The organism is Mycobacterium gordonae (assembly GCF_002101675.1).
Classification (GTDB): domain Bacteria; phylum Actinomycetota; class Actinomycetes; order Mycobacteriales; family Mycobacteriaceae; genus Mycobacterium; species Mycobacterium gordonae.
Genome location: NZ_LQOY01000066.1, coordinates 1 through 1,055, shown reverse-complemented (window position 1 = coordinate 1,055; position 1,055 = coordinate 1). Strand labels below are relative to the sequence as shown.

The following is a 1,055-nucleotide window of genomic DNA, read 5'->3' as shown; positions in this document are numbered from 1 at the left end:
GCAACGGGGGTAACGGCTGGGGCGGTGGTTTCGCCAACCGGGGCGGCAACGGAGGCACGGCCGGCCAGAACGGCAACGGCGGCACCGGCGGCAGCGCTGGAACCGTGGGGGCGGCCGGCAACGGCGGGCCCGGAGGCGACGGAGGCGCCGGTGGCAACACCGGGAACGGCGGCCGAGGTGGCGACGGTGGCTATGGCGGCTGGGCCGGCCGGGCCGGCGCCGGCGGGGACGGCGGGGCAGGCGGCACGCTGACCGGCAACGGCGGCGCGGGCGGAGACGCCGGAGCCGTCGGGCAGTGGGGTGATGGTGGCGACGGCGGCAAAGGCGGGTCCGGCGGCTCGACCTCCGGTGCGGGCGGCAACGGCGGCAACGGCGGCAAGTCCGGTGCGCCTGGCTTCCCGCCCCAGACCGGAATCGGCGCCGGGGCCAAAGGCGGGTTCGGCGGGAATGCGACAGGCAGCGGCAACGGCGGCAGCGGCGGAGCCGGCTCGGCGGGGGCGTATTACGGCAGCGGCGGCGCCGGCGGCGACGGCGGCGACGCCTATGGGACGGGGAACGCGGGGGCCGGCGGCGTCGGCGGTGACGGCGGTTCGGCTCTGTTCCGGTACGAACCGACGCTTGGCCGCGATATTCAGGTCAATGGGTGGGGCGGCGCCGGTGGCTGGGGCGGGAATGCGTGGCGCAGTGGTTCCGGCTATATCGGCGGCGACGGGGGCGACGGTGGCGCTGCGAGCAGTGGCGGTAACGGTGGGGCCGGGGGCGATGGCGGTACCGCCCACGGAACCGGCAACGGCGGGGCCGGCGGCAACGGCGGTAGGGGCGGCAACGGCGGCAACGCCGGTTCACCGACCTCGAACACCAACGGCGGGACCAGCGGACCAGCGCGCAGCCAGGGCGGCGACGCCGGCGATGCGGGTTCGGGCGGCCAGGGCGGCGCAGGCGGTCGCGGCGGCGACGCGCTGGGTCCCGGCACCGGCGGAGACGGGGGAAGGGGCGGGGCCGGCGGAGCCGGCGGGGCCGCCATCGGCGGGGCGGCTGTCGGCACCGGTGCCACC

Annotated in this window: 1 pseudogene; it reads left to right on the top strand. The window is 78.4% G+C overall.

The annotated features are described in order from the left end of the window. Positions 1 to 1,055: pseudogene (locus AWC08_RS36395) on the top strand (hypothetical protein); the annotation flags it as partial.